We start from the raw sequence: 12,835 nt of genomic DNA, 5'->3' as shown, positions 1-12,835 counted from the left end.
CGTCATTTACGCATGGGTTGACGTTGCCAGTAGGTCAGGCTTCGCCACCCCCATTCCAACGGGCCAAAGCGAAAAAATTGCAGCCAGATAGCGCTGAATAGTAGATTGATAACCCAGACAACGCCCACAACGTAATACAACTGGTGATAGGGCAATTTACCAAAGTAACCCAGCCCATATCCGTTGAAAAACAGAGTGCAGCAAAGCGTTTGGAGTATATAATTGCTAAAGGCCATCTGCCCCACATTCGACAGGGCCTGCATCAGCCACGACAAGACCCCGGAGCGATAAATCAATAGCAACAAACTGGCATGACCAATGCCGATGAGTGCCCGCTGCGTGTCGTATCCCAGTCCGGGCGAAATCCATTGGGTATCAGCAAACAGCGCCGGGTTCGTCACTAATTGCTGAAACAGCGACAAATCGACCATACTTAACGGAAACCCAACACCATAACCAACCAGAAGCGTCAGCCAGTAGGTTCGGGTGGGCAGTTTATTGGAGAAGAAACCCCATTTGAACAACGCCATGCCCAACAACATCATGGACAGGACATCCCAGATGCCCAAGTACAGAAATGTAGAATGAAACCGGATATTTTCCGGCTCCAGGGTTTTATAGACCGTTCCATATCCGGAACGCATATTCTGAGTAAACTCAGCCACTTCCTTCGGGTCGGGCCGGAAGTTTTTAATTACTTTTTCCCAGGCTTCTTTGTCTTTCTTCTGGGCATCGGTCAGTTTTTTGTGGGCTTTTTCAAGCGAAACCGTTTGCAGGTAGTTCGCTCGTTTATCACGCAGTTCCAGTTGACGACGTTCATTTTTTATGCCCCCAATGGCGATACATACCAGCCCAAAAATCAGCAACTGACGCGGTTTCAGGTTTCGGAAAGGGAACAGAAATAGCCCGGCAATGGCATAATCGAACAGAATATCGCCTACCCACATCAGCACATACTCATGAATAACCCCAAACAGCACCATCCAGAGGAGCCGACGATAATAAAAATCAGCCGGATTGCTCGTGCCTTCTGTTTCCTTACGCCCGATGAAAATAAGGATTCCCGCGCCAAAAAGCATCGAAAACAACGCCCGCATCTTGCCTTCAAAGGCGATGGTTATGAAGGTAAACACGGTGTGGTCAGTACTGCCGGGACGAAGTAGCGGCTCGGTTTCGAGTTGAAACGCCTGTCCAAAATAGGGAATATTCATCAACAGAATACCCAGCAGGGCCATGCCCCGCACCATGTCAATCGTTTTAATTCGGTCAACAAAGGCGACCGGCTGGGGCGTTTCTACGGGTATACTGGCAGGAGCAGCGGGTAGGGGTATAGTTGATTCCATCAGGCAACGAGGATAGAGGTGCAAAAGACAACGTCGCCTTTGCAAGCAACTGTAAATCAAGCTCCTAAAAATAAGTTTTTTTATCTGACCTGAAAAGAGGTTTTTCGTAAACGGTCAGTGGAGAGGAAAAGGGCTAGTATAATGGGGGCGATCCGCCTTACAATAACCCCTACCGCCACATGGCCCCCGCCCGGCGCGAATCGAGTTTGAGAAAGATGAACAGCAGGATAGAAAACGACCAGAGCGACGAGCCCCCATAACTGAAAAACGGCAGCGGAATCCCGATAACGGGCATCAGGCCAATGGTCATGCCGATGTTGACCATGACGTGGAAAAAGATAATTCCGGCCACGCAGTAGCCATACACCCGCGCAAATTTGGTACGCTGTTTTTCGGCCAGAATGACAAGGCGGGTGAGCAACCCAATAAACAGAGCGATAACGACCAGACTGCCCAGAAAGCCGTGTTCTTCGCCGATGGTGCAGAAAATAAAGTCGGTACTTTGTTCGGGGACAAAGTCAAATTTGGTCTGCGTTCCTTCCAGAAACCCTTTCCCCTGCAGCCGCCCGGAGCCAATGGCAATTTTGGCCTGCGTGACGTTCCAGCCAACGCCCAGCGGGTCGATGGTTGGGTCGACCAGCACTTTAATGCGGTTGCGCTGGTGTTTTTGCAGAACGTTGTTAACAAAAAAGTCAACCCCCGTCACGAAAATCATCATCCCCGCGCCAATCAGCCCTATCGAAATCAGGTTACTCACATTACGACTGTAGCGGGGCATCAGAAAAATGACAAGCCCCAACAGGGCAACAACGCCAGCAAAAATATACAGCTTGGGCAGCACCAGCGCCAGAATGAACAGGGCGGCCGCGCTGATGCCAACGGCCGGAATCCAGCCAGGTAATCCCTCCCGATACAGCATGATCACAAACGAGGCAAACACCAGGGTTGACCCGGTTTCGTTGGAGGCCAGAATCAGAATACAGGGCAGTACAATAATACCGCCGATGTACATCAGGTCTTTGGGTTTCAACAAATTGATGCCGGGAACGTCTAAATACTTCGCCAGGGCCAGCGCCGTAGCCACTTTGGCAAATTCAGCAGGCTGAATCGAGATCGCCCCGAACTTGAACCATGACCGCGACCCGTTGATGTTGGTCCCGGCAAAAAGCACCAGTATCAGCGTGAGAATCATGAAGCCATAAAAGACAAAAGCAAAGGTGTCGAAAAAGGTATGATTGAGTACCAGAATACAGATAACCAGCAGGATGGTGGTACCAATCCACATCATTTGTTTCCCGGCATTGGTCGACAAATCGAACAGGCTCGTGTTGACTTCCGGGCTATAAACGGCGGCATACACATTGAGCCAGCCCATCGTTACGCAACCCAGGTAGAACAGCAGCGTCAGCCAGTCAATGTTTTGTGAAAAGGGATCGTTTTTGCGAGACATTTTAGTTTCCGCTCACCTCGGCCACCGTTACAGACTTAGGCTTCGTGACCGTCATCATGGGTTTGGTGGCAGGCGGTTTCTGCGTGGTATCTTTTTTGGGAGCAACGGACTTTTTCGCGCCGGGAATCCCCGTCGCGGGGGGCAGGTAATTTGATGCTTTGACCTGAGCATCTAATTTCAGGGCTTCGGTTTTGTGCTTCAGATATCGTTCGGCAACCAGGGCAGCCACCGAAGCGGCTGCTTTACCGCCCCAGCCCGCATTTTCAACAAACACGGCCACCGCAATTTTAGGGTTGTTCATGGGGGCGAACCCGATGAAAATGGAGTGGTCGAACTTATGGCCGTATTTAGCATTCTGCGAGGTGCCGGTCTTGCCGCACAGGTCAATACCGGCAATGTCGGCTAAGGGTGTCACCGTACCGTGGGCAACGGCATTCCGCATTCCGTCGATAACGGGCAGGTAATACTTGTACTCGATGCCGGTTTCGTGCCGCTCGCGGTATGCCGCCGGGACGCCCACACCCGCCTTGCCGAAGCCCTTGATGTAGTGAGGGGTGATATACCAGCCCCGGTTGGCAACCGTTGCCGCCAGGTTTACCAGTTTGAGCGGGTTAATAAGCAGTTCTCCCTCACCAATGCTCAACGAATAGATGTAGGAGAACTTCCAGCGATTTGGCCCGCCATACACCTTGTCGTAGAATTCGACGGTCGGCAGGTTGCCTTTCAGTTCGCTGGGCAGGTCAACGCCAAGCCGGGTGGCCATACCAAACTTCTCGACCATATCGTGCCACTGGTTCAGCCCAATGGCGGATGCCTTAAACGTGTTGGGTTCGCCATTATGGTAAATAAACTTGCGAAACACGTTGTAGAAATACGGATTGCAGGAATATTGCACGGCTCCCCGCAGGTTATTCCCGCCACGGCAGTGGCAGCGCATCGGCGAACCGCCATGTCCATAAACCGTATTCGTGAACAAAGACCCCTGCTGCTGGGCAATCAGCGCCTGAATGAGTTTAAACGTTGAGCCGGGCCGGTAGCTGGCCATAACGGGCCGGTTAATGAGCGGCTTATATGGATTTTTAATTAACGCCCGGTAATTCTTCGAGAAAAATCGGCTCGACAGCAGGTTGGGGTCATAGGTCGGGGCCGACACCGACACTAAGATTTCGCCCGTCGAGGGTTCTACCGCCACCACCGAGCCAACTTTGTTCTGCATCAGGCTATCGGCATACTTCTGCACCTCCACATCAATGCCCGTAATCAGGTTTTGCCCGGCCACGGCCAGCGTATCGAATTCGCCATTTTTCCAGGAGCCTTTGTTCACCCCCCGAACGTTCTGCATCATGAATTTGACGCCCCGTTTGCCGCGTAATTGCTCTTCATATTGCTCTTCCAGCCCGTTATGACCAATGTAATCGCCCTGGCGGTAGTAGAGAATATCCTGACTTTCCAGTTTCTTCCTGCTGATTTCACTCACGTAGCCCAATGCATTCGCCATCGTATGCGCCGGATAAGTTCGCATGGAGTTAATGATTGGCTCAAAGCCCCGGTAATCGACCAGGGCATCCTGAATACGGGCGAAGTCCTCTTTAGAAAGCTGCCGTAAAAACAGCGACGGCTTAACGGGGGAATAGTTTTTGGCAAGCCCCATGATGCTGTCAAACTCCGACAGGCTAATGTTCATCATCCGGCAGAAAGCCGTTGTATCGGGAATACGGACCTGCCTGGGCGTGACATACAGGTCATAGACCGGCGTGTTATACACGATGAGTTGATTGTTGCGGTCGTAAATCTGCCCCCGATACGGGATTTCGACCACCCGCTTGATGGAATTTTTGGAGGCTCCCAGCGAGTAGGTATCATCCAGCACCTGTAAATAAAATAACCGGGCCAGGTACGTCAATCCGACTAAGCAGAAGACTCCAATAATAACCCACTTCCGATTCTCCAACATGAGAAAATACTCCTTCTAATCAAGCTACGTACTCTCTACAAAGTTAGGTTAATAATGGACAATGAAGAATGTATAATGAAAAATGAAAATTAGACAGTCCACCTTCATTATTCATTTCCCCTCACCATCCCTTAGCAAACGTTCTGATTCGGCAGAGGTACATATCGGCAGTGATATATAATGTTGACCCATCGTCGCCCCAGGCGCAGTTAGCTGTAGCGACCCCGGTTTTGATATGGCCCAGCAACTCGCCTGCTGCCGACAGCACCAGAACGCCCCCACCGCCCGTTACCCACAGATTGCCGTCGCGGTCGACTTTCATGCCGTCGAAGCCGCCCTCAAGCCCTTGTTTCTTCATGCCCTCGGCCCCGAACACAACCTTACCCTTCCCCACCGACCCATCGGCCTGCAACGGATAGGCCATCACCACCGGACGAAGCGGGTCGGATTGGGCCACATAAAGCGTTTTCTCGTCGGGCGAGAGCGCAATGCCGTTGGGCCGGGTCAGGTCGCCCACCACAATCGACACTGTGCCCGGAACGCCCGTCCGCTCCGGCGCAATGCGATATACACCGTAGCCATCGGTTTCCTTACCGGGGTCTTTTTCTTTCTTAGGCATTCCATAAGGAGGGTCAGTAAAATAGTAACTGCCGTTGGAATGGGCCACCACATCGTTGGGGCTGTTAAAGCGTTTCCCATTAAAGTTATCGGCCAGCGTGCGCTTGCCCCCGCTGCCGTTGAGGGGCATGGCCGTTACACGCCGGTCGCCGTGTTCGCAGGAAATGAGCCGACCCTGCCGGTCGATGGTCAGGCCGTTGGAACCGGGTTCGTCGCTGTACACGCCGACGCCGGTATAGCCCGATGGTTTCAGAAAGGGCGTAACGCCTTCTTTATCCGTCCACTTGAAAACCGTGTTCTGCGGCACATCGGAGAAAATCAGAAAGGCGTCATTCTTCACCCAGATGGGCCCCTCGGTCCAAGCGAAACCACCGGCCAGCACTTCAATTTTGGCCTCAGCGGGAATGAGTTTGTCTAAACGCGGGTCGACACGCACAACCTGACCAATGGTGGGATAAGCAGGGGTTTGGGCAACGGCGGGAAGCATGGCAGCGGTGAGCCAGCCAGTCAGTAGTAGAAATTTAGGGTTCATGGTTCGTGTCAGGAATTTAGGTCAATGGTACACTGAAGTTCGGGACGCAATAAACGAGAAAAAGAACAGTGATGGCTACTTTTAATGTAGATTGGGGTGAGAGGGAGTGGATTAAAGGGAACGCTACACACACATCCTAAAATTGCAAGTAGTCTATTCGGGCTACTTCATTATCTTTGCTTCGTGAATAATAAACGTGAACTTTTCTTTTATAAGGACTACTTCAGGGAATTCTATAAGACGCAGTCAATAAAGGTTCAAAAGAAAATCCTCTGGACGCTTAAACTTATTGAAAGCCTTGATCGGATACCTGAAAACTACTTTAAACATCTTGAGGGTACAGATGCGCTTTACGAAATAAGAGTTCAGGTGGGAAGCGACATTTTTCGTATCTTCTGTTTCTTTGACAGCAATAATTTAGTAGTAGTCGGGAACGGCTTTCAAAAGAAAACTCAGAAAACGCCAGTAGCAGAAATTGCAAAAGCCGGGAAAATCAAACAAGAATACTATGAAGAAAAGCAATCTAACCAGCCTTAGTGACTTCATTGACCAGGAGGTTGGTCCTAAAGGAACAAAAAAAAGGCAAAAATTTGACGAAGGCTATGAAGCCTTTAAACTTGGTGTGCTTATTCAACAGGCCCGCCAGGCCAAGGGGTTGACACAAGAGCAGGTTGCTGACCTTTCAGGAACCAATAAATCGTATATTTCTAAACTTGAAAAAGATTTGAAGGACGTTCGCTTTTCCACCCTGCAACGTATCATTACCGAAGGCTTGGGCGGTCATCTTGAAATATCGATAAAATTTTCATAACCCTGAAATAACACGTCAGGCAACATAGATTTTTTGGTAAGTTCTCAGCTTCTATAGTGTCATTTTACTTTTTTTCAAATGCTTTCCCTCGTTCCTCAATCCGAATCCTGCATGAAAAACCACAAACGAAAAACTACTGCCGACAGCAATTCCCGGCGGACATTTCTGAAGACCCTCGGCCTCGCCGGAACAGCCGCAGCTACTGCCCCGGCGGCCCTGGCCGAAAGCACGGCGAACATTCCCCAATACCTGAATCTGGTTCGCAGCCATAGCAGCACGGCGGCCAATGACAAAGTCCGAATTGCCCTGATTGGCACGGGCGGCATGGGCATTGGCGATACCCAAACAGCTCTGATGGTCGACGGTATTGAAATGGTGGCGGCCTGTGACCTCTACGATGGCCGACTCCGCCGGGCCAAAGAACTGTGGGGCGAACAGACCGCCGTGACTAAAGACTACCGGGAGTTATTGGAGCGCAAAGACATCGACGCCATCATTAACGGCACCACCGACCACTGGCATGAGAAAATATCCTCCGATGCCATGCGGAAAGGCAAGCACGTCTACTGCGAGAAGCCGATGGTGCAGAAGTTCGAGGATGGCCATACACTGATCAACGTTGCGAAAGAAACCGGCAAGATTTTTCAGGTGGGCAGTCAGTTTGCCTCTTCGATCATCACGAACAAAGCCCGCGAACTGCTGAAAGCCGGTGAGATTGGCGAAATCGTGTTTGCCGAAGCGCAGTATGACCGTCATAGCGCGTTGGGCGCCTGGCAATATTCGATTCCACCTGATGCCTCGCCCCAAACCGTTGACTGGGACACGTATCTGGGCAGCGCGCCCAAACGCCCCTGGGACCCGCTTCGCTTTTTCCGGTGGCGCAACTACCAGGATTACGGGACCGGAATTGCCGGGGATTTGTACGTTCACCTGCTCACCACCCTGCACACGATTACTGGCTCGAAAGGACCAAACCGGGTCTATTCGAGCGGTGGGATTCGGTACTGGAAAGACGGGCGCGATGTGCCTGATATTCAACTGAGTATCTATGACTATCCGAAAACAGCCGAACACCCCGAATTTAACCTGACCACCCGTGCCAACTTTGTCGATGGCGGGGGCGGTGGCTACTTAGTCCGAATCGTAGGGACCGAAGGCGACCTGTCCATCGGCTGGGACAGCCTGACCGTTCGCCGAAACAAATTCCCGAAAGCGCCGGGTATGTCGGTCGATAATTTCCCGAAAGACCAGAAGGATTTATACGTAGCCGAATACAACAAACTGTATCCGAAACTGGCGGAGATGGAAGGCCCAAAAGAATTCAAGTACATGGTTCCGAAGGATTACAAAGGCGACCGCTACGAGCATTTTGCCAATTTCTTTAGTTCAATCCGCCAGAATACCCCCAACGTTGAAGATGCGACCTTCGGGCTGCGGGCCTGTGGGCCAACCCAGTGCGGCAACCTGAGTTTTGCCCAGAAACGAGCCGTTGGCTGGGACCCCGTGAGCATGAAAATTTTAAAGCCCGTGTAGAGACGCAATACCTTGCGTCTCCTATGCGTCAGCAAAAACCATCCGGTCAGGAGACGCAAGGTATTGCGTCTCTACTCTACCCGAATAACCTCCCGGCCCACACCCGGCATACCACTCATGGTGGCTCCTTCCGCCCACAGCCGCAGGCTCGTTTTGGCATCGGAGGTGAAAAATGAAACCACTGCTTTTCCCTCGGCATTGGTTTGAATCATGGGTGCCCAGAACAGCGTTGTGCGGTAGTCAGGCTTCACATGCTCCGGCTTCTGAACATCATAGCGTGGGGCGTAAAACTCCCGCAGAGGGGCATAGCCCGGCAGTTTGGCCACTAATGTACCGGGGGCCGCTTCTTTCGCAAAATCGTAGTTGGATGAGCCGCGTTTTGTCAGCACGGAAATAACCCCTCCACTTGCCCGCGAGCCGTAAATAGCGGCTGCTGCGCCTTTGAGCACGTCCACCCGGTCAACATCCATTGGCGAAATGCCCATGATACCCTGTAAATCCATTGGCATGCCATCCAGCACAAACAGTGGCTCAACAGCCCCGCTGAAATTAACGGCTCCGCGAATTTGCACCCGGGCATTAAAGCCCGAACCCGTTACCTGCACACCGGCCACCCGCCCCTGAATCACGTCTAATATCGTCATTCGCCCAGCAGCCATGTTATTGTCAAATTTGACAGTAGCGCTGGGCGTGCCATAAATAACCCGTGAGTCAATTTCCGGCTGTTTTTTGGCCTTCACCGTAACCGCCTGCAAGAGTACCTCACCATTCCGGCGAAGCTGTCGTTCTATTTCCTGGTACTCTTTGGTTCGTTTGATAAACTCCGCCAGTTCATCGCGCCCGAATTCCAGCGGATTATACGGTATGCGCGTGACGGTCACCGTTGGGGTCAGCAACTGGTCGAGAGAAATGGTCAGGTTACGGTTCTCCTTTCCCTTGATTCCCTGAATAAATACCGTTGTGGTATCCGTAAAATCGAGATCATAGGCACCAAAGTTACCCGACTCGTCGCTTTCGCCCATTAAGAAATCCCGCGTACTATCCCGTTTCGACACAATAAATGTCAGTTGAACTTTACTGCCAATGTCTTTCTGATTGGGGCGAACGACCCGGCCCGTGAGTGATAAGCCACGCTCAACCGGGTATTTAGTCGGTGGAATGGTGCCCGCCAGCACATCGGCCCAGGCAAACCGTCGCCAGCCCTGTGTCATGAGCAACAGGTCCAATTGCGTCCAACGGTCTTTATGGGCTGCGTCGAAATAGTACCCCGGCTGCTCAATGGTACCGGTCAGGTCGGAAGCAAGCAGCAGATGCGAAACAATTGTGGCCCGGTTGGAGTCAGGTTCGGGAGCCAGCCGGGCATCGACAGCCGCCAGCGACAGGTTTGCCGAAACGGGTTTTCCCCCGGCGTTGGTGGTCGTGATGGTCAGGTCGACTTTCCCACGGTGTTTATATGCCTTTTTATCAGGCGTCAGCGCTATGGTAACCTGCTGGTTTTTATTGACAAAAAGCAATCGTTCACTGGCGGGCCTGCCTGTTTCATCAAACACGGTTAACTGAGCAATGCCTTCGGGAAAATCGGCCTTCAGTAGTTGTATTAATGACGATTTTTTGGCCAAAGGTACCCGAACGACCTGCACAATCTGCCCGCGTGTTTGAGCAAACAGCGTCAGTTTAGCCGTTGTGTCGGCGCTGGTTTTGTTGTGGCGTACATAGACTTTAATCTTATCTTTTTGACTGAGATTATCGACCAGCAGAACGACGCCCTGTGCCTGAACGGCGGGCATAGGATACGACGCAATTGTGCCATCGGCAAGCCGGACAAAAGCCGTGTAAGCCTGGCCCGCTTCGGGTTTGAACGTGAAATAACCCATGCCGAAGTGCGTACTGGCGAACCCAATAACGGTATCTTTTTTCGCGTCGAGCACAAACCCCTCAATGGGCAGGCTCCGCCCCGACGCGCCAACGGCTTTAACCGCTACCCGACTTTCGATGCCATCAACCAATTGCCCGCCTTCGGGTAAGAACTGGACATCGGGCCGGTTCATTCCTGCAGAGCTATTCGTTTTAAGCGAGCCGCCGACGGCAGCTCCGGTCTCGTCGGAGTGTAGAATAGTCAGTGTTTTCGTGAAGAAATACGCTTCGGATTCGTTTCGCATAAAACTCGTATACGCCCGGAGTTGATACGTCCCAGCCCGAAGTGAATCGGGCACAACCAGTTGACCGGGTGCATAACTGTTGGTTGCCCGCAGTTGGGTCCGCAGCCGGACACGCTTAGCGAGGGGGTCTACCACGTCGACGTACACGACCCGGCTGACAGTATCGGCCTCATGATTGGCACCATCGAAGAGATACCCTTTTAACCAGATTGTTTCACCAGTCAGGTAAGCCTCTCGGTCGGTCTGGAGATACACTTTCTCGGTAGGCCGTTCCTGGTTGTAAGCTCGAAATCGGGTAATTAGTTGGGTAATAAACTCGTTATTGTCGCTTCGAAAACTGGTAAACAACGCAATGGCAAGAAGGACAACCAGGCTGGTTGAGCGTGAAAAAAGGAAATTCATAAAATAGATTTCGGACTTTTTAGCCTTATTAACGTCTTGAAGTCACTAAATTAGTGAAAACCGTTCTTCCCCATGACTGTACCCACTCAAAAAACTGCCTTAGTGCTTGGCGCGACAGGCCTGATTGGCGATTTACTCACGCACCGGCTACTTGATTCTCCTGCCTACGAAAAAGTTAAAGTATTAGTACGCAAATCATTAACGTGGCAGCACCCACGTTTACAGGAAATTCTGTTTGATTTCAACCATCCGAACGGATTGGTGACTCAAGCCGACGATATTTTCTGTTGCCTCGGTACAACGATAAAAAAAGCGGGGTCCAAAGAAGCGTTCGTAAAAGTAGACTATCAATACCCAATCGATATTGCCCGGCTGAGTTTGGCCAGCGGTGCCCAACAGTTTGCCATTGTGACAGCCATGGGGGCCAATGCTGACTCCTCTATTTTCTATAATCGGGTCAAAGGCGAGGTTGAGCGCGACCTAACCGCGCTGGATTTCCCCGCCCTGCTCATTTTCAGGCCCTCGCTCCTATTCGGTAACCGTTCCGAAACTCGGTTGGGTGAACGGATCGCAGCCGGTGCCATGCGGCTGCTGGGTCCGCTTATTCCGGCAAAATATAAAGGCATCAACGCAGCTAAAGTGGCCAATGCCCTGCTTCAAACTACTCAGCAGGGCCTGACGGGTAAGCACGTTTTCGAATCGGATGCACTACAGGCGTTTTAATAGTAATTTATTGAGGTCAAATCAGTAAGCAAGAGTCGCTTCGCCAGGTCATTGAGTTGCGTCTCAGTACCTTGTACATGAAAGGTGGTGTGGCGATGTCGCTGTTTTGCGCCAGTAGCCAGATTCGCGGCTGGTGATGATGATTCCAATTCATAGAATTTGCCCATTTGCGGTTGGCCGGGAGCCATTGGGCCATCGTTGTAGGCATTGACAACATCGCCTGCGAACGGCTCTTTTTGCTCTGCCCAGGCCGAATTGACGTACTGTCGGTTCGTTGGATCGAAATCGTAGGTTACCAGCGTTAACGTCTTCGTGGTAGGGTCATAGCTGCCAATCCAGGCCGTAGCCCGGTCGGGCGAGACACCAATTTTGCTGCGGTAGCGGGCATCAGCGGTAAACAAAGCGGCCGTTTCGCCAATACGCAAACGTTCAGCGGGGACCTTACCAAAATAGGCATCGCTGATGGGTTGCCCTGCCCCCGCCCGATACGGCACAATAACGGTTGTGGCAGGCGAGGCATTCATCATGCCCAGTATCCAGATGGATGGCATACCTGTTTTGGCCGTCCAGGTGTTCGCTCCCCGGTTCGTGATTACGTTATCCGACTGAATACCAACCACGTTTACTGAATCTGTGTTAATGACCAAACGTTCATTTATTTCAGCGTTCGTTAACAACCTAATCGTCCGTTCGATGCCGATGTCGAACCGGGTTCGGGCATAATTGGTCAATGAGATTTTACGGTTAAATGTTACCGAAGTTTTGGTTGTGTCGGTCAGGATAAACGGCTCGGAGTCGATGGCGGCTGGTGTTTGCCAGTGATCGGCATTGAACGGGTCGCCTTTTTTGAAGAATAGCGCAAATTGACCACCCTCCGGCCCCAGCCAGAACCGATCTTCGCCCCCAAAGGCATTCATGTGCGGGAGCAACTTCCCCGACCGAATCAGGTCGTAGTTGAGCCACCCATAACTCGCCTGCCCATCGGCGGTACTGGTCATTACGCGCCCCTGATACGCCGGGCAAATCAGGACGCGTGCATCATCTGCCTGCAATTCAACTAAATCGGGATGATGTTGACGCAAAAACTGCCGATCTTCGTCGTAGCTTTTTCTCGTGCTGGCTTGATTCACTGAATCGTTCAACTTGGTTTGCGTGTCGGCGGTTGCCGATTTACGCCCCGAACAGGCCGTAAGTAAACCAGCAAACATCAGCAGGATGATTTTGTCCATAACAAAGTTGACTGGCAAGCTGAAAAATAACGAACTTGACGCTTCATTTCGACCGAATAACCGTCTTTTTTATAAATCATA

The 12,835-nt window shown here is 51.6% G+C and carries 10 protein-coding genes; 4 read left to right on the top strand and 6 right to left on the bottom strand.

Features of this window, described 5'->3' with window-relative positions:
• Positions 1-2: 2 nt before the first annotated feature.
• From ACYVI1_RS14905 to ACYVI1_RS14890, 4 genes are all read right to left on the bottom strand, one after another.
• The gene (locus tag ACYVI1_RS14905) at positions 3-1,343 is read right to left on the bottom strand and encodes a DUF418 domain-containing protein (protein ID WP_460911402.1); all 1,341 of its coding nucleotides are present in this window, start codon (positions 1,341-1,343) and stop codon (positions 3-5) included.
• A gap of 169 nt (positions 1,344-1,512) precedes the next feature.
• Complete coding sequence (gene rodA, locus ACYVI1_RS14900) at positions 1,513-2,793, bottom strand: rod shape-determining protein RodA (protein WP_460911401.1); 1,281 nt, start codon at positions 2,791-2,793, stop codon at positions 1,513-1,515.
• Position 2,794: 1 nt separating this feature from the next.
• Positions 2,795-4,747 carry a penicillin-binding transpeptidase domain-containing protein gene (locus tag ACYVI1_RS14895; RefSeq protein WP_460911400.1) on the bottom strand — a complete coding sequence of 651 codons (1,953 nt, stop codon included), beginning with the start codon at positions 4,745-4,747 and terminating at the stop codon, positions 2,795-2,797.
• Positions 4,748-4,868: 121 nt separating this feature from the next.
• Entirely contained in the window at positions 4,869-5,897 is a 1,029-nt protein-coding gene (locus ACYVI1_RS14890; protein WP_460911399.1) for an SMP-30/gluconolactonase/LRE family protein, read from the bottom strand.
• 183 nt (positions 5,898-6,080) lie between these two features.
• Here ACYVI1_RS14890 and ACYVI1_RS14885 point away from each other — a divergent pair, with 183 nt between their 5' ends.
• From ACYVI1_RS14885 to ACYVI1_RS14875, 3 genes are all read left to right on the top strand, one after another.
• Positions 6,081-6,434 (top strand): type II toxin-antitoxin system RelE/ParE family toxin, encoded by a 354-nt coding sequence (locus ACYVI1_RS14885; protein ID WP_460911398.1) that lies wholly within the window; start codon positions 6,081-6,083, stop codon positions 6,432-6,434.
• A complete protein-coding gene (locus tag ACYVI1_RS14880; protein ID WP_460911397.1) occupies positions 6,406-6,708 on the top strand; it encodes a helix-turn-helix domain-containing protein in 303 nt (100 codons plus the stop codon). The genes ACYVI1_RS14885 and ACYVI1_RS14880 overlap by 29 nt, the downstream gene beginning before the upstream one ends.
• Positions 6,709-6,819: 111 nt before the next feature.
• Positions 6,820-8,241: a Gfo/Idh/MocA family protein gene (locus tag ACYVI1_RS14875; RefSeq protein ID WP_460911396.1), complete on the top strand. Its 1,422-nt coding sequence runs from the start codon at positions 6,820-6,822 to the stop codon at positions 8,239-8,241.
• Between the two features lie 71 nt (positions 8,242-8,312).
• Here ACYVI1_RS14875 and ACYVI1_RS14870 read toward each other — a convergent pair whose 3' ends face one another.
• Positions 8,313-10,802 carry a TonB-dependent receptor plug domain-containing protein gene (locus ACYVI1_RS14870; protein ID WP_460911395.1) on the bottom strand — a complete coding sequence of 830 codons (2,490 nt, stop codon included), beginning with the start codon at positions 10,800-10,802 and terminating at the stop codon, positions 8,313-8,315.
• 72 nt (positions 10,803-10,874) lie between these two features.
• Here ACYVI1_RS14870 and ACYVI1_RS14865 point away from each other — a divergent pair, with 72 nt between their 5' ends.
• Positions 10,875-11,525 carry an oxidoreductase gene (locus ACYVI1_RS14865; protein WP_460911394.1) on the top strand — a complete coding sequence of 217 codons (651 nt, stop codon included), beginning with the start codon at positions 10,875-10,877 and terminating at the stop codon, positions 11,523-11,525.
• Here ACYVI1_RS14865 and ACYVI1_RS14860 read toward each other — a convergent pair.
• A complete protein-coding gene (locus ACYVI1_RS14860) occupies positions 11,522-12,754 on the bottom strand; it encodes a DUF6786 family protein (RefSeq protein WP_460911393.1) in 1,233 nt (410 codons plus the stop codon). The two genes, ACYVI1_RS14865 and ACYVI1_RS14860, sit on opposite strands and share 4 nt — an antisense overlap.
• Positions 12,755-12,835 lie beyond the last annotated feature (81 nt).

It is taken from the genome of Spirosoma areae (assembly GCF_054781775.1).
Note: the sequence above shows the minus strand (reverse complement) of the source record. Positions and strands in the feature narration are given on the sequence as shown.